Here is a 23,447-nt window from a genome sequence, read left to right on the forward strand (position 1 = left end):
AGGCGACCCTTTGAGGGTCGCCTTTTGCGTTTCAAGAGAGGCTCAAGCCTCGTGCCACGCGCGGTCACCCTTGTCGTCTTTGACACGGGTGGGCAGGCCGATTTCGTCGAGCAAACCAAAGAGGGGCTTGGGGTCCAACTCTTCGACATTGACCATGGTGGCGGTGTCATAGGTGCCATCGGCGATCAGCATCGCAAAGGCCACCGGCGGCACGCCCGCGGTGTAGGAAATGCCTTGGCTGCCCACTTCGTTATAGGCGTCCTTGTGATCGGCCACGTTATAGACGAAGACCTCGACTTCTTCGCCGTCCTTCACGCCTTTCACCAGATCGCCAATGCAGGTCTTGCCGGTGTAGTTGGGCGCAAGGCTCGACGGGTCGGGCAGCACGGCTTTCACCACTTTCAGCGGCACGACCTCCAGCCCCTCGGCGGTGGTCACGGGCTGCTCGGACAGCAGCCCGAGGTTTTGCAAGACGGTGAAGACGTTAATGTAGTGGTCGCCAAAACCCATCCAGAAGCGCACGTCAGCCTGCGGGTAGTTCGCGGAAAGCGAATGCACCTCGTCATGGCCCGACAGATAGGCCTTCTGCTTGCCGACCACGGGCAGGTCCCATTCGCGACCCACTTCGAACATCTTGTTCTCTTGCCACGCGCCTTCCTGCCAGCTGTAGACCGTGCCGGTGAACTCGCGGAAGTTGATTTCGGGGTCAAAGTTGGTCGAGAAATACTTGCCGTGGTTGCCCGCGTTGATGTCAACGATGTCGATGGATTTGACCTCATCCATGAACTCGTCCACGGCGAAACGGGCGAAAGCGTTGACCATGCCCGGATCGAAGCCAGCGCCGAGAATCGCGGTCACGCCCGCTTCGGCGCAGGCCTCGCGGCGCTTCCATTCGTAGTTGCCGTACCACGGCGGGGTCTCGCAGATCTTGGTCGGGTCTTCGTGGATCGCCGTGTCGATATAGGCGGCACCGGTGTCGATGCAGGCCTGCAGCACGGTCATGTTCACGAAGGGAGAGCCCACGTTGATGACGATCTGGCAGCCGGTCTCCTTGATCAGGGCGGCCACGGCGTCGGTGTCCATCCCGTCAACGGCATGCGCCTTGAAGACGCCATCCTGCTTCATCGCGCTTTTCTCATGCACGCTGGCGATGATCGCCTCGCATTTGGAGACCGTGCGGCTGGCGATATGCAAGTCACCCAAACGGTCATTATTCTGCGCGCATTTATGCGCCACGACCTGTGCGACGCCGCCCGCGCCGATGATAAGAACATTGCGTTTCATAGTGTTGACCTCTTTCCTTGTCACGACAGGGCGGCGGCGAAATCGTCATAGTCGAAATCGCGCACCATTCGGGTGGTTCCGTCCAACTCGCGCACCGCGATGCCGGGCATCTTGACGCCGTTGAACCAGTTTTTCTTGACCATCGTGTAACCGGCAGCGTCCTGGAACGAGAGCCGGTCGCCCGCCTTCAGCGGCGCATCGAAGCGAAACTCGCCAAAGATATCGCCCGCAAGGCAGGACTTGCCGCAGATCATCCATTCGTGGTCACCGCTGTCGGGGCTCACCTTCGCAGGCTCGCGGTAGATCAGCAGATCGAGCATATGCGCCTCGATGGAACTGTCGACGATGGCGAGGTTCTTGCCGTTGTGCATCGTGTCGAGCACGGTGACCTCCAGCGTTGCCGCCCCGGTAATCGCGGCCTCGCCCGGCTCCAGGTAGACCTGCACACCAAAGCGGTCGGCAAAGGCCTTGAGCCGCAGCGCCAGATCGTCGAGCGGATAGTCCTCGCCGGTGAAGTGGATGCCGCCGCCGAGGCTGATCCACTCCATCTTGTGCAGCACCGCGCCGAAGCGGTCTTCGATCAGGGTCAGCATCTCATCGAAACGGGCGAAGTCGTCGTTCTCGCAATTGTTGTGGAACATCAGCCCGCTGATCCGGTCGGCGACCGCGTCGATCGCTGCCGGGTCATGCTCGCCTAGACGGCTGAAGGGGCGAGCGGGGTCGGCGAGGTCGAAGTCCGAGGTGGAGACGCCGGGGTTCACCCGCAGGCCGCGGATACGGCCCGCGGATTGCGCATCGAACTTGTCGAGCTGGCCGATGGAGTTGAAGATGATCTTGTCGGCATGGCCCAGCACCTCGTCGATCTCATGCTCGGCATAGGCCACCGAATATGCATGGGTCTCACCGGGGAATTTCTCGGCCCCGAGCCGCACTTCGTAAAGCGACGAGGAAGTCGAGCCGTCCATATACTCGGACATGAAGTCAAAGACCGACCATGTGGCGAAGCACTTCAGCGCCAGCAGGCAACGCGCACCGGAAAGCGCGCGGAGGCGGGCGATCTTTTCCATATTGTCGCGGAGATTGGCCTTGTCGATCAGGTAATAGGGTGTCTGCACGTCGAAAACCTTTCTGCGCGGCCGGAGGGCAAGCTCCGGGAGGGAAAAGACCCACTGAATGTGCTGTCGTGGTTGGCCCCGCCGGGGGGCATTTCCGGGGGCGCTTCGCATATTTTTTGCAAGCAACGCAATTGTAAAAAACGCGCGGGCTGGGCTGCGCGCGCGTTTCTGTGGGGGTAACTGTAGCGCCGGACAGGCAAAGGTCCACCGCCATGTAATTTTTGGTTAGCTCTGCGGGTAGCCGATGCCCTTCAGCGCCTCGCGGATTTCGTCCAAAATCGCCGGGTCGTCGATGGTGGCCGGGGTCTTGAAATCCTCCCCATCGGCGATCTTCACCATCGTCGCGCGCAGGATCTTGCCCGAGCGGGTCTTGGGCAGGCGGTCGACCACCACGGCCTGTTTGAAGGCGGCGACGGGGCCGATCTGCTCGCGCATCCGGGTGACGCATTCGGCGACGATTTCCTCATGCGGGCGGTCGACACCCTTGGTCAGGCAGAGAAACCCGACCGGCATCTGTCCTTTAAGCTCATCGCTGACCCCCACAACGGCGCATTCCGCTACATCGGGGTGCCCGGCCAAGACCTCTTCCATCGCGCCGGTCGAGAGGCGGTGGCCCGCGACGTTGATCACGTCATCGGTGCGCGCCATGATCCAGACATAGCCGTCCTCGTCGATCCGGCCCGCATCGCCGGTCTCATAATAGCCGGGGAAGGTGCTGAGGTAGGATTTGCGAAAGCGGTCTTCGGCGTTCCAGAGCCCCGGCAGGGTGCCGGGGGGCAGGGGCAGCTTGATGGCGATGGCGCCCAACTCTCCGGCGGGCAGCGGGTCGCCGCGCTCATCCAAAATCTGCACGTCATAGCCCGGCATCGGCACGGTTGGGGAGCCGACCTTGACCGGCAGCGCCTCAAGCCCCGCCGGATTCCCGACGATGGTATAGCCGGTCTCGGTCTGCCACCAGTGATCGTAGACCGGCTTGCCCAGTTTCTCCTGCGCCCATTCGACGGTATCGGGATCGGCCCGCTCCCCCGCGAGATAGAGCGCACGCAGGCTCGACAGGTCGTATTTCTTGATCTCTTCGCCCTCGGGGTCTTCGCGTTTCACGGCGCGGATGGCGGTGGGGGCGGTAAAGAAGCTCGCCACGCCATGTTCCTCAATCACCCGCCAGAAGGTGCCCGCATCGGGCGTGCCCACGGGCTTGCCTTCGAACACGACGGTGGTGTTCCCGGCGATCAGCGGCGCGTAGCAGATGTAGCTGTGCCCCACGACCCAGCCCACGTCCGAGGCGGCCCAAAAGACCTCTCCCGGTTCGACGTTATAGACGTTTTTCATGGTCCAGTTCAGCGCCACCAGATGCCCCGCCGTGGGCCGCACCACGCCCTTGGGCGCGCCGGTGGTGCCAGATGTATAGAGGATATAGGCCGGGTGGTTCCCCTCTACAGGCACGCAGGGCGCCGGGCGCACGCCGTCTTGGGCGGCGTACCAATCGATGTCCCGCTCAGGGTTCAACTCACAGGGTTTCTGGCCGCGTTGCAGGATGATGCAGGTGTCGGGCTTGTGGCAGGCCTGTTCGATGGCCCCGTCAAGCAGCGGTTTGTAATCCACCACCCGCGACGGCTCCACTCCGCAGGAGGCGGCGATGATCGCCTTGGGTTTGCAATCGTCGATCCGCACCGCCAATTCGCTAGAGGCAAAGCCGCCAAAGACCACCGAATGGATCGCGCCGATGCGGGCGCAGGCCAGCATCGCCTCAACCGCTTCGGGGACCATAGGCATATAGATCACCACGCGGTCGCCTTTTTCCACGCCTTGGGCCACCAGCGCCCCGGCGAGCGAGGCGACATGGGCCTGCAACTCGCTATAGGTCAGGGTCGATTTATTGCCGGTGATCGGGCTGTCATGGATGATTGCGACGCGCTTGCCATTGCCTTGGTCCACATGGCGGTCGACGGCGTTGTAGCAGGTGTTCACACTGGCATCCGCGAACCATTCATAGATATGGTCACCCCGGTCAAACAGCGCGCGCGTCGGCGCGATGTCCCAGTCGATCGCCTCGGCTTGCTCTAGCCAATAGGCTTCCGGGTCGGCCTTCCAGCGGTCGTAGGTGTCGCGATATCCCATGGTGTTCCTCCTCCTGTTGCGCTGTCCGGCAAACCCGCGGGCCGGGTATAGGTGCACTGTCGCGCAATTATTTCCAGTCACTCTGGCTGCTTAGAAAGATTTCGGCAAGCGGATCGCTATTGTTCCTGTCAGTCGCGCCGCGTCATGCTAGATTGGGCGGAAATTCACAGTTTTTCCGGAGCCTGCCATTATGCGTCTCGCCCTTTCTTTGCCTCTTGCATCCTGCCTTGCCATCGTTGCCGCGCTGCCTGCGGCGGCGCAGGACCGTAGCATCAACTTCGCCCTGCGCGGCGGTGTCGGGGCGGCGCCGGATTATCCGGGCGCCAGCAGCTATCGCGCGACGCCGGATCTGGCCTTTACCTTCGGCTCATTGGAGTGGGGCGGGCGCAAGATCGGCACCAACATTGGCGAAGCGCCCAAGACCGGTTTCGGCTTCACCGGCGCGTTCCGCTATCTGGGTGAGCGTGACAGTTCCGATCACGCGGAGCTTGCGGGGCTTGAGGATATCGACGCGGCGGTCGAACTGGGCTTTGGCGTGGTCTACCGCGAGGTGAACTGGCAGGTCTTCGGCAAGGTGCGCCGTGGCTTTGGCGGCCATGAAGGCGTGACCGGCGACATCGGCGCCGATGTGATCTTCCGCCCCGATGAGCGCTGGACCATCACCGCAGGCCCGCGTTTCAGCCTTGGCAACGACACCTATGCTGACACCTATTACGGCGTCGACACCGCCACCACGAACTTCGCCGCTTATGAGGCCGGTGGCGGTCTGCTCGGCGCTGGTGTCGAGGTCGAGGCGACCTATCGTCTGGACGAGGCATGGGCGCTGGAAGGGGCCGTGGCCTATCAACGTCTGCTGAATGACGCTGCCGACAGCCCGATCACACAGGCCGGGTCAGAGGATCAATGGACCATGCGCATTGGCGTCAGCCGCGCCTTTACTTGGCGGTTCTAAACGGCTTTGCGCCGCCCTTTGGGGGCGGCGCCTTGTCTTGCCTTAGCCGTAATGCGCGACCGGCGTGCCCGCGATGGCGCCCACGTTCAGCAGCCCGCGCGCGGTGATCGAGGGCGACACGATATGCGCGCGGTTGCCCATGCCCATCAGGATCGGCCCGACCTCAAGGCCGTCGCCCTTCATTTTCAAGATGTTGCGCACGCCCGAGGCGGCATCGGCATGGGCGAAGACCAGAACATTGGCGGCCCCTTCCATCCGGTTGCAGGGCAGCAGCCGCGCGCGCAGTTCGGCATCAAGCGCGGTGTCGATGTTCATCTCACCTTCGTAGACGAAATCATGGTTGCCCGCGTCGAGGATCTCCAGCGCCGCGCGCAGACGTTTGCCCGATCCTTCGCCCTGATTGCCGAACTGGCTTTGTGAGCAGAGCGCCACTTTAGGCTCGATGCCAAAGCGGCGGACGTGACGGGCGGCCCCGATGGCGATCTCGGCGATCTGTTCGGGGGTGGGGTGCAGGTTCACTTGGGTATCCGCGATGAAGAGCGGCCCGTCTTCGAGGATCATCATCGACAGCGCGCCATGCGGGCGGAAACCGTCGCGGCCCAGCACTTGGTTGACGTAATTGAGGTGCCAGCCAAATTCGCCAAAGGTGCCGCAGATCAGGCTGTCGGCCTCACCGCGATGCACCATGACCGCGCCAATGGCGGTGGTATTGGTGCGCATGATCGCCCGCGCGATGTCGGGGCTGACGCCGCGGCGGCACATCAGGCTGTGGTAGGTCTCCCAATAGTCGCGGTAGCGGGGGTCGTTCTCGGGGTTCACCAGATCGACGTTTTGGCCCAGTTGCAGGTTCAGCCCCGCCTTTTCGATGCGCCGTTCGATCACCTCGGGGCGGCCAATCAGAATGGGCCGTTCCACCGTTTCTTCGATGATCGCTTGCGCGGCGCGCAGCACGCGTTCGTCCTCCCCCTCGGTAAAGACCAGACGGCGGGGGGAGGAGCGGGCGGATTCAAAGACCGGGCGCATGATCAGCGCCGATTTGAACACCGATCCGTCGAGTTTGCGCTTGTAGGCGTCGAGGTCTTCGATTGGCCGCGCCGCCACGCCCGTCTCCATCGCGGCCTTGGCCACGGCGGAGGAGACGACGCCGATGAGGCGCGGATCGAAGGGTTTTGGGATCAGATATTCCGCGCCAAAAGTCAGCTGCTCGCCCTGATAGGCCGCTGCCGCCTCCGCGCTTGTCGTGGCGCGGGCAAGGGCGGCGATACCGTCGATACAGGCGATCTTCATCTCGTCGTTGATCGTGGTCGCGCCCACGTCCAGCGCACCCCGGAAGATGAAGGGGAAGCAGAGTACGTTGTTGACCTGATTGGGAAAATCGCTGCGCCCTGTGGCAATGATCGCATCCGGTGCCACGGCGCGGGCGACATCGGGCAGGATTTCCGGCGTGGGGTTCGCCAGCGCAAAGATGATCGGGCGCTTGGCCATCTTCGCCACCATCTCGGGCGAGAGCACGCCGGGGCCGGAGAGGCCAAGGAAGAGGTCGGCCCCGTCGATCACATCATCCAACGTGCGCAGGTCGGACTTCTGTGCATATTCGGCCTTGCTGGGGTTCATATCCTCGGTCCGGCCCTCATAGACCAGCCCGTTGATGTCGCAGAGCCAGACGTTCTCACGCTTTACGCCGAGTTTCAGCAGCATGTTGAGGCAGGCGATGCCCGCAGCCCCGCCCCCGGTGGAGACGATCTTGATGTCCTCGAAACGCTTGCCCGCCACATGCAGCGCGTTCTTGACCGCAGCGCCGACGACGATGGCGGTGCCGTGCTGGTCATCATGGAAAACGGGGATGTTCATGCGCTCGCGGCAGATCTTCTCGACCACGAAACAATCCGGGGCCTTAATGTCTTCGAGGTTGATCGCGCCAAAGCTCGGCTCCATCGCGCAGACGATCTCGGCCAGTTTCTCGGGGTCGGATTGATCAAGCTCGATGTCGAAACAGTCGATATTGGCGAATTTCTTGAAGAGCACGGCCTTGCCCTCCATCACCGGTTTCGAGGCCAGCGCGCCGATATTGCCCAGCCCCAGCACCGCGGTGCCATTGCTGACCACGGCCACCAGATTGCCGCGCGAGGTATAGCGCGCGGCGGTGTCGGGGTCGTTCTTGATTTCGATACAGGCCTCGGCCACGCCCGGTGAATAGGCCCGCGCCAGATCGCGGCCATTGGCCAGCGGTTTGGTCGCGCGGATCTCCAGTTTCCCGGGCCGGGGGTGTTCGTGGTAATCCAATGCAGCTTGGCGCAGGTTGGGGGTGTCGGACATCGTTTATGCTTCTCCCGAATAATGGTTTAGCGTTAAACTAATTTTCGCGCGCAAGCAAAGCGGCTTTTGGCGGGGGCGGTCTGGGCGCCGGATGGCTTTGCCCCAGCGTCGCCCTTGCAGGTCATTTTGCGCGGGCTTTAAGAGGCGATTGAGAGGACATGTGGTTTTGCATCGCACAGGGCGGGGCAATTTTCTATAGTCCGAGAAAAGGGAGAGCCTAATGACTGATTTGCGCGACGCGGCTGTATTGGTGCGGGAAAACGCCCATGCGCCCTATTCGAATTTCAAGGTCGGCGCGGCGATCCGCACCGCCTCGGGCGCGGTGTTCAGTGGCTGCAATGTCGAAAACGTCGCCTACCCGCAGGGCACCTGCGCCGAGGCGGGCGCGATTGCCGCCATGGTCGCGGCGGGCGAGCGTGAGATCGCCGAGGTCTATGTCGTGGCGGGCAGCGATATGCCGGTGACGCCTTGCGGCGGCTGCCGCCAGAAACTGGCGGAATTCTCAGGCGGGGATGTATCCGTGACCATGGCCACCGTGGCGGGCAAGGAACAGCAGACCACCATGGGCGACTTGCTGCCGGGGGCCTTTGGCGCCGCCCATATGCAGGGTTAACCGCATGAGCGCGCGGGACATTCTGGCGCGGCTGCGCCATGGTGAGGCATTGGATGCAGAGGCGCTGACCTGGATGGCCGGGGCGCTGGCCGATGGCCGTGTCAGTGACGCGCAGGCCGGGGCTTTTGCCATGGGCATCTGCCTGAATGGCTTGGACCAGCAGGGCCGCGTGGCGCTGACCCTCGCGATGCGCGATTCGGGGCAGGTGTTGGACTGGGACTTGGACGGCCCCGTGCTCGACAAACATTCGACCGGCGGGGTGGGCGATTGCGTCTCGCTGATCCTCGCCCCCGCGCTGGCTGCCTGCGGGGCCTATGTGCCGATGATCTCGGGTCGGGGGCTGGGGCATACCGGCGGCACGCTCGACAAGCTTGAGGCGATCCCCGGCGTTAGCACGCAGTTGGAAGAGGCGCGGTTTCGCGCGGTGGTGCGGGACGTGGGTTGCGCCATTGTCAGCGCCAGCGGCGACATCGCCCCGGCGGATCGGCGGCTTTATGCGGTGCGGGATGTGACCTCGACCGTGGATTCGCTCGACCTGATCACCGCGTCGATCCTGTCGAAAAAGCTCGCCGCTGGGCTGGATGGGCTGGTGCTCGACGTGAAGGTCGGCTCGGGCGCTTTCATGAAGGAGCTCGCGCAGGCGCGTGCCTTGGCCGAAGCGCTGAGCGGCACCGCCACGGTGGCGGGCTGCCCGACGACGGCGGTCATAAGTGACATGAACCAGCCGCTGGTGCCGAGCCTTGGCAACGCGCTGGAAGTGGCCGAGGTAATGCGGGTGCTGACCGGGGCGGCCACGGGGCCGATCCTTGATGTGACGGCTGAATTGGGTGGCGGGCTTCTTGCCAATGGCGGTCTGGCCGCGACGGCTGAGGCGGGGGCCGAAGCCCTGCGCACGGCGGTCCGCGATGGCCGCGCGTTGGAGCGCTTCACCCGGATGCTCAGCGCCATGGGCGCACCCGCTGATTTCGCCGAAAACTGGGAGCGTATTCTGCCCAAAGCCCCCGTGATCCGCGCAGTCCCCGCGCCGCGCGGCGGCTACGTGAGCGCGATCGACGGCGCGGCACTCGGCATGGGGGTGGTCAGCCTCGGCGGGGGCCGGGTGGTCGAGGCGGACCAGATCGACCCGGCGGTGGGCCTGTCGCAGGTGCGGCGCTTGGGCGAAGAGGTCTGCGCCGGCGCGCCTTTGGCCACGATCCACGCGGCGGGAGAGGCGGCTGCGGATGCGGCAGAGGCGGCGGTTCTGGCGGCGATCACGCTAGGCGATAGGGCGGTTGAAGCGCCGGATTTGATCTTGGAAAGGATCGGTTGATGGGACGTGCATTCTTGGTCGTGATCGATTCCGTCGGCATCGGCGGCGCGCCGGACGCGGGGGATTTCTTTAACGGTGATCTGCCCGATACCGGGGCCAATACGCTGGGTCATATCGCGCAGGCCTGTGCCGCGGGGAAGGCCGAAGAGGGGCGGAGCGGACCGCTTGCTTTGCCCAATCTCGATCGGCTAGGGCTGGGCGCTGCGCTGAAGCTGGCCAGCGGGATGGAGGCGCCGGGGCTGGCCGCTGCGCCCGAAGGCCGCTGGGGGGCTGCGACGGAGGTTTCGCAGGGCAAAGACACCCCCTCGGGCCATTGGGAATTGGCCGGGCTGCCGGTGCCTTGGGCATGGCATTACTTCCCGGATGAAACGCCTGCCTTTCCCGCAGACCTGACCGCAGAGGTCGCGCGGCTCGCGGGCACCGATGGCATCTTGGGCAACTGCCACGCTTCTGGCACGGCGATCATCGAACGGCTGGGGGCGGAGCATTGCGAAAGCGGCTGGCCGATCTGCTATACCTCTGCCGACAGCGTGTTCCAGATCGCCGCGCATGAAGAGACCTTTGGCCTCGACCGCCTTTTGGAGCTTTGCCAAGACATCGCGCCGCGGCTGCATGAGATGAAGGTAGGCCGTGTCATCGCGCGGCCCTTCACTGGCGGACCGGGCGCCTTTGAGCGCACCGCGAAACGGCGCGACTATGCCATCACGCCGCCTAAACCGGTGCTGACCAACTGGGTGCAGAACGCCGGAGGGCGGGTCTATGCGGTGGGCAAGATCGGCGACATTTTCACCATGCAGGGCATCGACGAGCTGCGCAAAGGGCCGGATGCCAAGCTGATGGATCATCTGCATGATCTGGTGAATGAAGCCGAAGACAGCAGCCTGACCTTCGTCAATTTCGTGGAGTTCGACAGTCTTTACGGGCACCGCCGCGATGTCTCGGGCTATGCCCGCGCGCTGGAGTGGTTCGACGCCGAGATCGGCAAGGTGATCGCGGCGCTGCGCGAGGGCGACATGCTGGTGGTGACGGCGGACCATGGCAATGATCCGACATGGGCGGGCAGCGATCACACCCGCGAAAGGGTGCCGGTGCTGGTTGCGGGGACCGGGGCGGGGGCGTTGGGGCAGATCGGCTTTACCGATGTCGCAGCCCTCGTCGCCGGGCATCTGGGGGTAGAGGTGCCGCAGTAGCCGCGCAGCCTTTGCTTGCGAGCGGGGCGCTTGTGCGGCTAGAAGCAGGGCAAATAAAGGAGCCTGCCGCATGACCGATACCCCCAATCACCTGACGATCGTCGACCATCCGCTGGTGCAGCACAAGCTGACCATCATGCGCGACAAAGCCACCTCGACCGCCGTCTTCCGGCAGTTGCTGCGCGAGATCAGCCAGCTTTTGGCCTATGAGGTGACGCGCGGCCTGCCGATGACGACCAAACGGGTTGAGACCCCGATGCAAGAGATGGACGCGCCGACGCTCGACGGCAAGAAACTGGCGCTGATTTCGATCCTGCGGGCGGGCAACGGGCTGATGGATGGGGTGCTCGAATTGATCCCCTCGGCGCGGGTCGGCTTTGTCGGTCTCTACCGTGACGAAGAGACCCTCCAGCCGGTGCAGTATTACTTCAAAGTGCCCGAGGCGATGGAAGACCGTCTGGTCATCGCCGTGGACCCGATGCTGGCCACCGGCAACTCCTCGGTCGCGGCGATCAATCTGCTGAAAGAGGCAGGCGCCACCAATATCATCTTCCTCTGCCTGTTGGCCTCGCCCGAGGGGGTCGCCACGATGAAAGCGGCGCATCCGGACGTGCGCATCGTCACGGCCTCGCTGGACGAGTCCCTCAACGAAAAGGGCTATATCATCCCCGGTTTGGGCGACGCGGGTGACCGGATGTTCGGCACCAAGTGATCGGGTAAGTTTCGCTAATCAGCGCGCGGTGCTTTACTCACGCCGCGCGCTGATGCATCGTTCTACCAGATAGTGTGGGGGCATTAGATGACACTTACCAGAAGTATTGCCATGGCGATGATCGTCGCAGCCTTGGGCGTCGGCGGATCGCAGACCCAAGCGCAGGACAGCCGCAGCCAACCGGCAGAGTTTCCGCCGTCCTCTTACAAGGGCAAGCAATATGTCGACAGCGCGGGATGTGTGTTCATCCGCGCGGGCATCGACGGCAATGTGTCATGGGTGCCCCGCATGAGCCGTGCGCGCCAGCAAATCTGCGGGTTCCAGCCCACAAACGGCGTGAAAGTGGCAGAGGCAAAGGTTGAGGCGGCGCAGACCAAAGTCGATCCCGCCCCGGCCAAGAGGCCCCCGGCCCGTGTCGCCGAAGTGCCCGCGCCCAAGGCGAAGCCGAAAGCCCCCGTGGCCCGGCCCGCGCCGCAAAAAGTGGTGCGCCGTGTCGCGCCAGCCCCGGCGCGGAGCACTGCCCCCAAAGTCGTGCGCGAGACCGCGCCGCGCCCCGTGCCCGTGGTGCCCAGCAAACCCGTCGCGCTGGCCGCCCCGGCACCGGCTGGCTTTGTCACCGCTTGCCCCGGCGTTTCGCCCCTGTCGCAGCGCTATATGCGGCGCGGGGATGGCTATAGCGTGCGCTGTGGTCCGCAGGCGGAGCCGATTGTGACAGGGCGTCTTGCCCCTTCCAGCCCGCAGCGCGGCACCGCACCGCAGCCCTACCGCAGCGCGAGTATGATGCCCGGCGTTGCCGCTGCACCCGCGCGGATCGTGGCCCCTGCCGCCGTCGCCGCTCCGGTGGTCAGCGCCAAACCCACCCGCGCCGTGGGCACGCAGACGCGGATCGTGCCGAAACATGTGGCGATCAACCGGGTGAACACCACCAATGTGAAAGTCCCGAAAGGATACCGGAAGGTTTGGGAAGACGACCGTCTGAACCCGCACCGGGCCGAGCAGACCGTGGAAGGCCGCGCCGACATGCTGTTGGTCTGGACCCAGACCCTGCCGCGCCGTTTGGTCAACAAGGCCACCGGCGAAGACGTGACCGCCAAAGTGCCGCTGATCTACCCCTATCTCGATATCGAAACGCAGCGCCGCAAGCTGGGGCGGGTCAAGATCGTCGAGCGGGATGGCCAAGTGGTGAAACGGGTGCTGCGCTACCGCAACGCCGCGCCGATCCACCGGGATGCCCACCCGATCAAGAAGGCCCCCGTCTACTCCAGCCGCTCGGCCCCGACAGCCCAGCCCAGCACCAAAGCGGGCTATGTGCAGGTTGGTGTCTTTGGCAGCCCCGCCAATGCGCAGCGCGCGGCACGGCAGATCGCGGCCTTGGGCCTGCCCGCCCGCATCGGCAAACAGACCCGTGGCGGCAAAACCTATCACAGCGTTCAGGCAGGCCCCATTGCGGGCGGCTCTGCCCAAGCGGCGCTTGGCCAATTGCGCCGGGCGGGATACCGGGACGCCTATCTGCAGCGCTAAGCGTTTTGCAATCAAGGTAAAAGGCCAGCCGCGGTGTTCCCCGGCTGGCCTTTTTCTTGGGCCAATCCGTCAGCCGCCGCAGATGCTTTGCAATCTCAGCCAATCGGCATCCGACATCAGCGGCGCGGTTAGCTTGCCGTTCATCGGATCACCCTCGATCAGGGGCAGGGTGCTTTCGCCGGTGATGTCACGCGCAAAGGCATAGGGCTTGCTGCGCAGCTCGGCTTGGGCAAATCGCGCCAGTTGAGCCTCGACCTGCGGTGTCGCGGCGGGGCGCATCAGCAGTTGCTCGGCATAGGCATCCAGCGCCTCGGAAGAGATATCGCCGGTGGTCAGCAGGCGGAAATTCTCGCGCAGGCCCACGGCCTCCAAAAGCGCGCGCAGCGGGTCATGCTCCCGGCGCGCCACATCCTCGGTCAGCACATAGCCCGCGGCGACATCGGGCTCTTCGTAATCCTCCAGCACCGCGCGGTCGAGCACGATAAGACGGCCCGGCAGATGCAGGCTGGCCCGGGTCATATCGGGCAGGATCGCCACGCGCCCGACCTCCAACCGTTTGGTGAGCCGCGCCAGCGCGGCGCTGCCGCCGGGGCTTTCGCAGGCGGGGCCAGAGACGCGTTCAAGCCGTTTGAGCAGGGCCGTGCCCAAGGAGACGCGTTTGACCTCTGGCACCACTTTGATCGCGTGATCGCGCAGCGCGCCGGGCATCCAAAAGACCGCCAGTGCCGCCACCACCGCGACGGAGGCCAACATGCCGACCGACCGCAAACGCCCCGGCTTGGGGCGGCTGCGGTTGATCGCGCGGCGCAGCTTTTCGATGGCCTCGATCATCTCGGTTTCATTGTCGGGCAGTTCCAGGGTTTCGCCCGGATCGCCGTCGGGATGATAGAGCGCGGGGGTCTGGCCGGGATTGGCCCTGTCGACGGCGGCCAGCGACCAATGGGTCAGCGCCTGATCCTTGAGATCGCTGATCACCAGCGTCGCGTCACCGATAGAGACGATCACCTCGCGCCGCTGCGCATCGGGCGTGGCGCGCCAAAGGCCCGTCGCTTCGAGCCGGGCGTATTTTGTCAAGGCGGTCATGGGGTTCTGCTGCGGGCCTGTCAGTTTTCGCCACTCTACCACGCGCTGCGGGATCAGCAATGGCAGGTGACATAATGCCCCGCCTTAGAGGGCCGCTGCCTGTTTGCGCAACGCGAACTTCTGGATTTTCCCGGTGGAGGTTTTGGGCAATTCGCCAAAGACCACCCGCTTGGGCGTTTTGAACCCGGCAAGGCGCGCGCGGGCGAAGGCGATCAGCGCCTCTTCGCTGGCCTCCGCCCCCGGTTTCAGCTCGACAAAGGCGCAGGGCACTTCGCCCCATTTCTCATCCGGTTGCGCCACCACGGCGGCGAGGTTGACCGCGCCGTGGCCCATCAACACACCCTCGACCTCGACGCTCGAAATATTCTCTCCGCCCGAGATGATGATGTCCTTGGCGCGGTCGGCGATCTGGATGTAGCCGTCGGGATGCTGCACCGCGATGTCGCCGGAATGGAAGTAGCCGCCTGCGAAGGCTTCGGCCGTGGCCTCGGGGTTCTTGAGGTAGCCTTTCATCACCGCATTGCCGCGGATCATGATCTCGCCCTGCGCCGCGCCGTCGCGTGGGGTTTGGGCCATCCCGGCGTCCATCACGGTGATCTCTTCCATCATCGGCATGGCGACACCTTGGCGAGCTTTGATCCCGGCGCGCTCAGGCTCGGGTAGCCCGTCCCATGCGCCTTGCCAGAGGCATTCGGTGACATGGCCAAAGGTCTCGGTCAGCCCGTAGACCTGCGTAACGTTGAATCCCAGCTTTTCGATCTTCGACAGGGTCGCGGGGGCCGGGGGCGCGCCCGCGGTGAAAACCTCGACCCGGTGATCGAAGGCGCGGCGGTCTTCTGCGTCCGCGTTGACCAGCATGTTCAACACGATGGGCGCGCCGCCGAAATGGGTGACGCCGTGATCGGCGATGGCGTCATAGATCGCCGCCGCGGTGATGTCGCGGCAGCAGACCAGCGTGCCGCCCAGAAGCGGCATCATCCAAGTGTGGTTCCAGCCGTTGCAATGAAACAGCGGCACGATCTGCATGAAGACCGGGCGCAGCACCATCTGCCATGAGATTACCGTGCCCATGGTCATCAGGTAGGCGCCGCGGTGGTGGTAGACCACGCCCTTGGGCCGCCCGGTGGTGCCGGAGGTGTAGTTGAGCGCGAGGCTCTCCCATTCGTCCTGCGGCATGATCCAGCGAAAGTTCGGATTCGCCTCCGCAAGCAACTCTTCGTATTGCGGGTGCCGTCCGCTGGCGGGGAAACCGGCGGGGGCGTCGGGCACTTCGATGATGGCGGGGCAGGTGCCTTGCATCCGCGCGCAGGCGTCTTCGGCCAGCGGCAGGAACTCGGTATCGACCAAGAGCACCTTGGCGCCTCCGTGGTCGAGGATATAGGCCACCGTGTCGGGGTCGAGGCGGATGTTGATGGTGTTGAGCACAGCCCCGCAGGCGGGCACGCCGAAATGCGCCTCGGCCTGCGCGGGCAGGTTGGGGATGAGGGTGGCGACCACATCGCCGGGGGTCACGCCGATTTCGGCCAGTAACGCGGCGAGGCGGGTGCAGCGGTCATGGTAATGGGCATAGGTGACGCGATGCGCGCCGTGGATCACCGCCGTCTGGTTTGGGAAAACCTCTGCGGCGCGGGCCAAATGCGACAAGGGCGTGAGCGGCACGAAATTCGCCGCGCATTTCTCAAGCCCGCTTTCATCCGTCATCCACCCCATGCGACCCCTCCCAAGGCATTGGTTGCGATTTGGGGTTGAGTATTGCTGCCCGGACGTGACTTTGAAAAGAGGGCAGGAGGGAAAAGGAGGGCAGATGCAGGACACAGCGGTAAAATCGGGGCTGGCGGCGCTTTGCGCGGTGAGCGGTATGGCGGCTTTGGGGCTGACGGATAATTTCGTCCCCTTCATCACCGAGCGCGGGTCGCTCTGGCAGTTTCACTTCCTGCGCGGGCTTATGGCGGTGGCCATTCTGATGGTGCTCGCGGCCTTGGGCTTCGGCATTCTGCGCCCGCGGCGGTTCTGGGCCGTGGCCGGGCGCAGCTTGTTTCAGGCGGGCGCGATGTTGATCTATTTCGGCTGTCTGGCCTTTCTGCCCATCGGGGTGGTGGTGGCGGGGCTGTTCACCTCGCCGCTTTTCGTGCTGATGATCTCGGCCCTGTTTCAGGGCAAACGCGTCGGGCCGTGGCGGTGGGGAGCCGTGGCCGTGGGCTTTGCCGGGGCCTTGATGGTGATCCGTCCGGACCCGAGCGATCTTGACCCCGTGGCCTTCCTCCCGCTGTTGGCCGGGGCGCTCTACGCAATCGGCGCCGTGGCGACGCGGGCGTGGTGCGAGGGGGAGAGCACGATGGTGATGACCGCGGGCTTCTTCGGCATGTTGGCAGTCATGGGCGGCATCGGTGTCTTGCTCCTGCCGGGTGCGGAGGTGGCGGGGGCCGAAGGTTTCGTCACCCGCACATGGGGGCCGCTTGACGGCGCGATGTGGTTCTGGATCGCGGTGCAGGCGGCAGGCTCGCTTATCGGCATCGGCTTTCTGGTGCGCGGCTACCAAATGGGAGAGGCCGGACATGTGGCGATTTTCGAGTATTCGCTGCTGATCTTCGCCAGTTTCTGGGCCTATGTCCTTTGGGACCAAGAGGTACCGCCTTTGGCATTCGCGGGCATGGCGTTGATCGCACTGGCCGGGGCGGTGATCGCCCTGCGTAGCGATGAGCCTTCGACCCTGCGCGCGCCGGAGGCGGTGGAGTGATCATCAGTCGCGGTCGGCGTTACGTCTTCGTGCATATCCCCAAGACCGGGGGCACCTCACTGGCGCTGGCGCTCGAGGATCGCGCGATGAAAGACGACGTGATGCTGGGCGACACGCCGAAAGCGCGGAAGCGGCGGCGGCGGGTGCAGGGGGTCGAGACCGCGGGGCGGCTGTGGAAGCACTCGACACTGGCGGACATCGACGGGTTGGTGACAGCGGAGGAACTCTCGGGGCTGTTTTGTTTCACGCTGGTGCGCAACCCATGGGACCGGGTGGCGAGCTACTATCGCTGGCTGCGGGGGCAGGGGTTCGATCATCCGGCGGTGGCTTTGGCGAAGGCGACGGATTTCGCTGGGTTCCTGCGGCAACCGCAGACGCAAGCCAGCCTGCGGGCATGGCCCGCGCGGCGGTATATGCGGGATGCGGCGGGGCGGGAGCGTTGCGATCTCTATATTCGGCTGGAGCATTTTGCCGAAGATGCGGCGCCGCTGTTTGAGCATCTTGGGTTTGAGTTGGAATTGCCGCGGGTAAACACCTCGGAGGGGCAGGCGGCCTATACGCCCGAGTTGCGCGATTTGGTGTCGGAGGTCTGTGCCGAGGATATCGCGCGGTTTGGCTACGGTTACGAAGAACACTAGGCCCGGAATCAAGCCGCAGGCGCCGGGCCATCGCCTGCCCGCCCCGTCACGCCAGAGGCGTGCAGGTACAGTTAGGGCGCACCTCCAGTGCGACCGGGTAGGCGATTTGGTGAGGCAGGGCGCGCCCTCGCGAGCGCCCATCATGGCTGCACCATAAAGTGGTATAAAGCCACGTCGCATCGCCGACCCGCGGGCAGACGATGACCCTCCTACGAAATGAAAAGGGGCGCCGCAGCGCCCCTCTCCCCCTTACGCCGCCTTGGCGTCCGGGTTGAACCGTCCGTAGAAACTCTGGTTCTTCTGCGCCATCTCGCGCAGCAGGTCCGGGCAGGCAAAGCGCTCACCGTATTTCTCGGTCAGCTCGTCACAACGCTCCGCCGCATAGGGCGCGCCGATCATGTCGAGCCAGCTCAGCGGGCCGCCGGACCAGGGCGCAAAGCCCCAACCGAGGATCGCGCCCACGTCGCCCTCGCGGATGTCCATCAAGACACCTTCCTCCAGCGCGCGCACGGCTTCCAGCGTCTGCGAGAACAGCAAGCGGTGCTGCACCTCGATCAACTCGGGCTGCTCGTCGGCGACGGGGTACTTGTCCCCCATGCCCTGCCACAGACCCTCGCGCTTGCCCTTGGCGTCGTAGCTGTAGAAACCGGCGTTGGCCTTGCGGCCCAGACGGCCCTCTTCTTCCATCCAGAACACCAGCGGATCAATGTCGTCGTTCGGATAGGCATCGCCCATCGCCGCTTTGGTCGCCCGGGCGATCTTCGCGCCTAGATCGATCGAGGTTTCGTCCATCAGCTGCAGCGGGCCCAAGGGCATGCCGACCAGCTTGGCCGCATTCTCGATCAGCGCCGGCTCGACACCCTCCTGCACCATGCGCACACCCTCGTTGATATAGGGAATGATGCAGCGGTTGGCATAGAAGAAGCGCGCGTCATTGACCACGATCGGGGTCTTGCGGATCTGGCGCACGTAGTCGAGCGCTTTCGCCACGGCCCGGTCACCGGTCTCTTGGCCCTTGATGATCTCCACCAGCAGCATCTTCTCGACCGGCGAGAAGAAGTGAATGCCGATGAATTGCTCCGCGCGGCTCGACGCTTTCGCCAGATCGGTGATCGGCAGGGTCGAGGTGTTGGAGGCGAAAATGCAATCCTCGGGGATCACCGCTTCGACCTTCTGGGTCATCTCGGCCTTCACCTTGGGGTCTTCGAAGACCGCCTCGATGATCAAATCACACCCCTTCAGCGCCTCCAGATCGGTGGTGGCGGTGATCAGATCGAGCGCCTTGGCCTTCTTCTCGGGCGTGGCTTTCTTACGGGCGATGCCCTTGTCGAAATAGCCCTCGGTATAGGCCTTGCCGCGGTCGGCGGCTTCCTGCGTCTGGTCGATCAGCACCACCTCGATCCCGGCCTGCGCCGAGACCAGCGTGATGCCCGCGCCCATCATGCCGGCACCCAGCACGCCCAGCTTCTTCACGCGCTGGTCCGGCACGCCTTCGGGCCGCACCGCGCCTTTCTCCAGCGCTTCCTTGTTGAGGAAGAGCGAGCGGATCATGTTGCCCGACGACGGGTTCATCAACACGTTAGTGAACCAACGCGCCTCGACCTTCAGCGCCGTGTCGAAGGGCACCAGCGCACCTTCGTAGACCGCCGAGAGTAGCGCTTTGGCCGCCGGGTAGACGCCTTGGGTTTTGCCGTTGACCATGGCGTTGGCGCCAACAAAGGTCATGAAGCCGGCCGGATGATAGGGCGCGCCGCCGGGCATCTTGTAGCCTTTGGCGTCCCAGGGTTTGACCAGATCAGCGTCCTTGGCGTTGAGCACCCAGTCACGCGCTGCGGCCATCGGGTCTTCGCTGACCTCGTCGATAATCCCGGCCTTCTGCGCGGCAGCAGGGGCAACCATCTTGCCTTCCAGAAGGAAGGGCGAGGCCGCCATGGCGCCGAGCTTGCGCACCATCCGCGTGGTGCCACCCGCCCCGGGGAAAATGCCCACGAGGATCTCCGGCAGGCCGATGCGCGCCTTGGGGTTATCTGCGGCAAAGGTACGATGCGTGGCCAAGGGCAGTTCAAGCCCGATGCCCGCAGCAGTGCCGGGGATCACGCAGGCAACAGGCTTGCCGCCCTTGTTGGTCTTGGGGTCCATGCCCGCGCGCTCGATCTTGCGCAGCAGGGCGTGCATCTGCATCGTGCCCTCGAAAAGCCCCTTGGCCGGATCGTCGCCCGCGTCTTCCTTCATCTTCGCCAGCAGGTTCAGATCCATGCCCCCGGCAAAGGAGCCTTCCTTGCCCGAGGTGATGATGATGCCTTTGACGGCCTCATCGGAGAGCGCGTCGTCGATGTGCTTTTCCAGATCGCGCAGGCCCTCGAAGGACATGACATTCATACTCTTGCCCGGCACGTCCCAGGTGATGGTGGCGATGCCCTCGGCATCCTTGTTCATTGTGAAATCGGTCATTCTCTTGCTCCCTTCGCGGCTCACACGCGCTCGATGATGGTGGCGGCACCCATGCCCGACGCGATGCAGAGCGTGGCCAGCCCCACTTCCTTGTCGGCGCGCTCCATCTCATCGAGCAGGATGCCGATGATCATGGCGCCGGTGGCGCCCAGGGGGTGGCCCATGGCGATGCCGCCGCCGTTCACGTTGACCTTGCTGTCATCCACGTCGAAGGCCTGCATGAAGCGCAGCACCACGGCGGCGAAAGCCTCGTTGACCTCGAACAGATCGATGTCGCCGATGGTCATGCCGTTGTCCTTGAGGATTTTCTCGGTCACCGGCACCGGGCCGGTCAGCATGATGGTGGGATCGGTGCCGATCTTGGCGGTGGCGCGGATGCGGGCGCGGGGCTTCAGCCCATGCTGCTCGCCGAACTCCTTGTTGCCGATCAAGACAGCGGCGGCACCATCGACGATGCCCGACGAGTTGCCCGCATGATGGATGTGGTTGATCCGCTCCAGATGCGGGTATTTCATCAGCGCGACCTTGTCGAAGCCGGGCATGACCTCACCCATCTGCTGAAAGGCGGGGTTCAAGCCGCCAAGGCTCTGCATATCGGTCTGCGGGCGCATGTATTCGTCGCGGTCGAGGATCGCGAGGCCGTTCTGGTCACGCACGGTGATGACGGACTTGTCGAAGCGGCCCTCTTCCCAGGCCCGCGCGGCGCGCTGCTGGGACTGCATGGCCAGTTGGTCGGCCTCGTCGCGCGAAAAGCCGAACTCGGTGGCGATGATGTCCGCCGAGATGCCTTGGGGCACGAAGTATTTCTCCATCGCCAGCGTCGGGTCCACGGCGATGGCCGCCCCGTCGCTGCCCATGGCCACGCGGCCCATCATCTCCACACCGCCGGCGATATAGCCGTTGCCCGCGCCGCCTTTGACTTGGTTCGCAGCGAGGTTCACCGCTTCCATGCCCGAGGCGCAGAAGCGGTTGATGGCCAGACCCGGGATGCGCTCATCAAGGTCCGAGGCCAGCACCGCCGAGCGGGCCAAGCAGCCGCCCTGTTCCATCACCTGGGTGACGTTGCCCCAGATCACGTCCTCGACAGCATGGCCTTCGAGGTTGTTGCGCTCCTTCACGGCGTTCAGGGTCTGGGCCGAGAGCCGCAGCGAGGTCACCTCGTGCAGGGCGCCGTCCTTGCGGCCCTTGCCGCGCGGGGTGCGCAGGGCGTCGTAGATGTATACGTCTTGGGTCATGTCATGTCCTCCGGGTCAGGCGCGGTCAGCAGGGCTGCCGGGCATCAAATCATAGGGGGCTTTCCAGCCCGGTGTTTCGCTCAGACGCGTAAGCCACGCGTCGATATGGGGCCAGTCGCTGCGGTCGAAACCGAAAGGCTCGGGGTAATAAAGATACCCGCAGCAGCTGAGGTCCGCGTTGGTGATGTCGTCGCCCGCGATCCAATCGCGGCCGTCGAGATGGTCGTTCAGCACGCCGTAGGCCGCCTTGAGCCGGCCCTGGTTGAAGGCGATGACCTCGGCGGGGCGTTTGTCTTCGGGCAGGAAGTTCATCAGAAAACGGGTCATCCCGGCAACGGAGCTAAGCTTGTGGTTATCCCATAGCACCCACCGCAGGATTTCGCGCCGTTCCGTCGCGTCGCGCCCGCCGAATTTGCCCGTCTTTTCCGCGACGTAATCCTGAATTACGCCCGATTGGGTGAGCCGAAGATCGCCGTCGATCATCACCGGTGCCTCGCCCATGTTGTTGATCTGCGCGCGGTAATCGGGCTGACGCGTCTGGCCACCGAAGAAGTTCACCTTCACCGGCTCCCAGTCGAGCCCCGACAATTCGAGCGCCAGCGCCGCCTTGTAGGCGTTGCCCGATTCGCCAAAGCAATAAAGCTGTATGGTCACCTGTCATTCCTCCTCTTCTGTCGGCGCCCGCTGAAATGTCGGAAGGTATTTGTGAAAGGATGAAGGGGGCAGGGGGCGCCTTATCTTCATCCTTTTTCAAATACCTCTGCGCCGGTGTTTCAACCCGCGCGCGGCTAGAGGTTGCGCGCGATCAGTTCCTTCATGATTTCATTGGTGCCGCCGTAAATGCGCTGCACCCGCGCGTCGGCCCACATTTCGCCCACGGCATATTCCTGCATGAAGCCGTAGCCGCCGTGCATCTGCAAGCAGACGTCGAGCACGTCGCCCTGCGTGTCGGTGAGCCAGTATTTCTGCATCGCCGCCTTGTCGACGCTGAGCTCGCCGCGCAGGTGTTCCGCGATACATTCGTCGAGGAAGGCGCGGGCGACAGTGGTCTTGGTCTTCACTTCGGCAAGTTGAAAGCGGGTGTTCTGGAACTGGGTCAGCGGGCCGCCGAAGGCCTCGCGTTCCTTGCAGTATTGTACCGTGCGCGCCACTGCGCCTTCCATGGCGCCCACCGCGCCGCAGCCGATGATCAAGCGTTCCTGCGGCAGTTGCTGCATCATCTGGTAGAAGCCCTGGCCCTCGTCTTGGCCGAGGATGTTCTCGGGCGGGATCTCGACATTGTCGAAGAAGAGCTCGGAAGTGTCGGCGGCATGCAGGCCGATCTTGTCGAGGTTGCGGCCGCGCTGGAAACCTTCGGCCTTGTCGGTTTCCACGACGACGAGGCTGACGCCCTTGGAGCCTTCCTTGGGGTCGGTCTTGGCCGCCACGATGATCAGGTTGGCGTGCTGGCCGTTGGTGATGAAGGTCTTTTGGCCCGAGAGTTTGTAGGCGTTGCCCTCGCGGATCGCCTTAGTTTTGATGCGCTGCACGTCCGAGCCGGTCGAGGGTTCAGTCATCGCCAGTGCGCCGACCAGCTCGCCCGAGACCATCTTGGGCAGCCAGCGTTTTTTCTGGTCCTCGGTGCCATAGGCGAGGATGTAATGCGCCACGATGCCGGAGTGGATGCCGTGGCCCCAGGAGGCGAGGTTGGCGCGGGAGCCTTCGATCAGGATCGCGGCCTCATGGCCGAAGTCGCCACCAGCGCCGCCGTATTCTTCGGGCACCGAGGGGCAGAGCAGGCCGAGCTCTCCGGCCTGGGCCCATGTGTCGCGGTCCATCTGGCCCTGTTTGCGCCATTTCTCGAAATGCGGCGCCCATTCGGTGTTGATGAACTGCGCCGTCATGTCGGCGATCATCTGGTGTTCTTCGGTCATCCAGCTGGATGTTTTGGTCTGCATCTTCTGGCCCCCTCCCCAAGGGTTCAGCGTTTGCGGGCGTCCAGTTCGGCGTTGAACAGGCGCAGCCGCGCGATCAGGTTTTCCTCGTTCATGACCGAGTTGAAATTCTCGAACAGGAACGACAGCGCTTCCCCCTCATCAAGACCTGCGTCGGTGCTGAACTTCTTCAGCCTGCGGTAGCCCTCCTCGGTCATGGCGACGGGGAAGCGGCGGGTCAGGCGGAAGCGTTTGGGCAT

Annotated in this window: 19 protein-coding genes; 8 read left to right on the forward strand and 11 right to left on the reverse strand. The window is 64.2% G+C overall.

Features of this window, described 5'->3' with window-relative positions:
* Nucleotides 1-42: 42 nt before the first annotated feature.
* From ACGYLX_RS01245 to ACGYLX_RS01255, 3 genes are all read right to left on the reverse strand, one after another.
* On the reverse strand, nt 43-1,284 hold the full coding sequence (locus ACGYLX_RS01245) for a saccharopine dehydrogenase family protein (RefSeq protein WP_394446913.1): 1,242 nt from the start codon (nt 1,282-1,284) through the stop codon (nt 43-45).
* Between the two features lie 20 nt (nt 1,285-1,304).
* The gene (locus ACGYLX_RS01250) at nt 1,305-2,399 is read right to left on the reverse strand and encodes a carboxynorspermidine decarboxylase (protein ID WP_394446915.1); all 1,095 of its coding nucleotides are present in this window, start codon (nt 2,397-2,399) and stop codon (nt 1,305-1,307) included.
* 225 nt (nt 2,400-2,624) lie between these two features.
* Complete coding sequence (locus ACGYLX_RS01255; RefSeq protein ID WP_394446916.1) at nt 2,625-4,517, reverse strand: propionyl-CoA synthetase; 1,893 nt, start codon at nt 4,515-4,517, stop codon at nt 2,625-2,627.
* A 190-nt stretch (nt 4,518-4,707) separates the two neighbouring features.
* Here ACGYLX_RS01255 and ACGYLX_RS01260 point away from each other — a divergent pair, with 190 nt between their 5' ends.
* Nucleotides 4,708-5,469, forward strand: a complete 762-nt coding sequence (locus tag ACGYLX_RS01260; protein WP_394446918.1) for a MipA/OmpV family protein — start codon at nt 4,708-4,710, stop codon at nt 5,467-5,469.
* Between the two features lie 42 nt (nt 5,470-5,511).
* Here ACGYLX_RS01260 and ACGYLX_RS01265 read toward each other — a convergent pair whose 3' ends face one another.
* Nucleotides 5,512-7,785, reverse strand: a complete 2,274-nt coding sequence (locus tag ACGYLX_RS01265) for an NADP-dependent malic enzyme (protein WP_394446920.1) — start codon at nt 7,783-7,785, stop codon at nt 5,512-5,514.
* A gap of 220 nt (nt 7,786-8,005) precedes the next feature.
* On the opposite strand from ACGYLX_RS01265, the gene ACGYLX_RS01270 reads away from it, so the two are divergent.
* The 5 genes from ACGYLX_RS01270 to ACGYLX_RS01290 all read left to right on the forward strand — a co-directional run bounded on the left by ACGYLX_RS01270 (nt 8,006) and on the right by ACGYLX_RS01290 (nt 13,130).
* A complete protein-coding gene (locus ACGYLX_RS01270) occupies nt 8,006-8,398 on the forward strand; it encodes a cytidine deaminase (RefSeq protein ID WP_067267269.1) in 393 nt (130 codons plus the stop codon).
* A 4-nt stretch (nt 8,399-8,402) separates the two neighbouring features.
* The gene (locus ACGYLX_RS01275; protein ID WP_394446921.1) at nt 8,403-9,707 is read left to right on the forward strand and encodes a thymidine phosphorylase; all 1,305 of its coding nucleotides are present in this window, start codon (nt 8,403-8,405) and stop codon (nt 9,705-9,707) included.
* On the forward strand, nt 9,707-10,897 hold the full coding sequence (locus tag ACGYLX_RS01280; protein WP_394446923.1) for a phosphopentomutase: 1,191 nt from the start codon (nt 9,707-9,709) through the stop codon (nt 10,895-10,897). The genes ACGYLX_RS01275 and ACGYLX_RS01280 overlap by 1 nt, the downstream gene beginning before the upstream one ends.
* 70 nt (nt 10,898-10,967) lie before the next feature.
* Complete coding sequence (gene upp, locus ACGYLX_RS01285) at nt 10,968-11,609, forward strand: uracil phosphoribosyltransferase (RefSeq protein ID WP_067263778.1); 642 nt, start codon at nt 10,968-10,970, stop codon at nt 11,607-11,609.
* Between the two features lie 87 nt (nt 11,610-11,696).
* Nucleotides 11,697-13,130: an SPOR domain-containing protein gene (locus tag ACGYLX_RS01290; RefSeq protein WP_394446925.1), complete on the forward strand. Its 1,434-nt coding sequence runs from the start codon at nt 11,697-11,699 to the stop codon at nt 13,128-13,130.
* 69 nt (nt 13,131-13,199) lie between these two features.
* Here the strand turns inward: ACGYLX_RS01290 and ACGYLX_RS01295 are convergent, their stop codons facing one another.
* Both ACGYLX_RS01295 and ACGYLX_RS01300 read right to left on the reverse strand, forming a co-directional pair.
* Entirely contained in the window at nt 13,200-14,213 is a 1,014-nt protein-coding gene (locus ACGYLX_RS01295) for a hypothetical protein (RefSeq protein ID WP_394446928.1), read from the reverse strand.
* A gap of 84 nt (nt 14,214-14,297) precedes the next feature.
* Nucleotides 14,298-15,923 (reverse strand): AMP-binding protein, encoded by a 1,626-nt coding sequence (locus ACGYLX_RS01300; RefSeq protein ID WP_394446930.1) that lies wholly within the window; start codon nt 15,921-15,923, stop codon nt 14,298-14,300.
* A 94-nt stretch (nt 15,924-16,017) separates the two neighbouring features.
* Here ACGYLX_RS01300 and ACGYLX_RS01305 point away from each other — a divergent pair, with 94 nt between their 5' ends.
* On the forward strand, nt 16,018-16,950 hold the full coding sequence (locus ACGYLX_RS01305; protein ID WP_394446932.1) for a DMT family transporter: 933 nt from the start codon (nt 16,018-16,020) through the stop codon (nt 16,948-16,950).
* Nucleotides 16,947-17,588, forward strand: coding sequence for a sulfotransferase family 2 domain-containing protein (locus ACGYLX_RS01310; RefSeq protein WP_394446934.1), 642 nt, complete (start codon nt 16,947-16,949; stop codon nt 17,586-17,588). The genes ACGYLX_RS01305 and ACGYLX_RS01310 overlap by 4 nt, the downstream gene beginning before the upstream one ends.
* 249 nt (nt 17,589-17,837) lie before the next feature.
* On the opposite strand, the gene ACGYLX_RS01315 is transcribed toward ACGYLX_RS01310, so the two are convergent.
* The 5 genes from ACGYLX_RS01315 to ACGYLX_RS01335 all read right to left on the reverse strand — a co-directional run bounded on the left by ACGYLX_RS01315 (nt 17,838) and on the right by ACGYLX_RS01335 (nt 23,447).
* Complete coding sequence (locus ACGYLX_RS01315; protein ID WP_394446936.1) at nt 17,838-20,039, reverse strand: 3-hydroxyacyl-CoA dehydrogenase NAD-binding domain-containing protein; 2,202 nt, start codon at nt 20,037-20,039, stop codon at nt 17,838-17,840.
* Between the two features lie 20 nt (nt 20,040-20,059).
* On the reverse strand, nt 20,060-21,274 hold the full coding sequence (locus ACGYLX_RS01320; protein WP_209218222.1) for an acetyl-CoA C-acetyltransferase: 1,215 nt from the start codon (nt 21,272-21,274) through the stop codon (nt 20,060-20,062).
* A 15-nt stretch (nt 21,275-21,289) separates the two neighbouring features.
* On the reverse strand, nt 21,290-21,928 hold the full coding sequence (locus tag ACGYLX_RS01325; protein WP_394446938.1) for a glutathione S-transferase family protein: 639 nt from the start codon (nt 21,926-21,928) through the stop codon (nt 21,290-21,292).
* A gap of 134 nt (nt 21,929-22,062) precedes the next feature.
* Nucleotides 22,063-23,211 (reverse strand): acyl-CoA dehydrogenase family protein, encoded by a 1,149-nt coding sequence (locus tag ACGYLX_RS01330; RefSeq protein WP_394446939.1) that lies wholly within the window; start codon nt 23,209-23,211, stop codon nt 22,063-22,065.
* A 23-nt stretch (nt 23,212-23,234) separates the two neighbouring features.
* A complete protein-coding gene (locus tag ACGYLX_RS01335) occupies nt 23,235-23,447 on the reverse strand; it encodes a hypothetical protein (protein ID WP_067261198.1) in 213 nt (70 codons plus the stop codon).

This window comes from Sulfitobacter sp. 1A13496, from assembly GCF_043557225.1.
Classification (GTDB): Bacteria; Pseudomonadota; Alphaproteobacteria; order Rhodobacterales; family Rhodobacteraceae; genus Sulfitobacter; species Sulfitobacter faviae.